This is a genomic window from Pseudoalteromonas sp. UBA6610 (assembly GCF_002433295.1).
In the GTDB taxonomy this organism is placed as follows: Bacteria; Pseudomonadota; Gammaproteobacteria; order Enterobacterales; family Alteromonadaceae; genus Pseudoalteromonas; species Pseudoalteromonas atlantica.
This window is the reverse complement of the sequence record NZ_DJHW01000034.1, coordinates 1-657: the sequence shown is the minus strand read 5'-3', so window position 1 is coordinate 657 and position 657 is coordinate 1. Positions and strand designations below refer to the sequence as shown.

The following is a 657-nucleotide window of genomic DNA, read 5'->3' as shown; positions in this document are numbered from 1 at the left end:
ATGAGCTCTACTGCAAGCGTTACAACACGATTTTTACCTCCTTTGCCATCCCAAATTCGAATGCAGTTATAGTCAAAGTCAATATCGTGTACTCGTAAACGCAGTACCTCCATTAATCGCATACCACTGCCATAAAGTAGTCCACAGGGTAAATAATGCTTCGCAGAGCACACTTTAAAAAAATTATTTATTTCCTGCTGCGTTAAAACTACCGGTAGTTTACTTGCTCGTTTGCTCTTAATAAAACCTAATGATAATGAGAGTGGCTTTTTAATCACTTCTTTAAATAAAAAGCTCAACGCATTTAAGGCTTGTGTTTGAGTATTAGGAGCAACATTTTGTTGGTTGACTAAATGATTTAAAAAAGTTCGACCTCATTATCTCCCATCGTTGTTGGGTGCCTCATAGAATTAAAACGAATAAACGAAGCTATCCAGTATAAATACGCTTTAATGGTACTTTTAGCATAACACTTTAGATACATTTGTTCGGCTATCATAGTTAAAAAAGGTGATTTCATGATATGAATCTCTAGTAAAATTTAACTGTGTATATAGACAGTGCATATTGTTTTGTCCAATATTACTGTTCTCCACCATTTCGGTGTATTTTCGCACTGAATAAAAATAATTTTCAGTTAACTAATTGTTTACAGGT

Annotated in this window: 1 pseudogene; it reads right to left on the bottom strand. The window is 34.1% G+C overall.

Features of this window, described 5'->3' with window-relative positions:
* Positions 1-520, bottom strand: a pseudogene (locus B4F91_RS04970) (phage integrase N-terminal SAM-like domain-containing protein); the annotation flags it as partial.
* Positions 521-657: the final 137 nt, after the last annotated feature.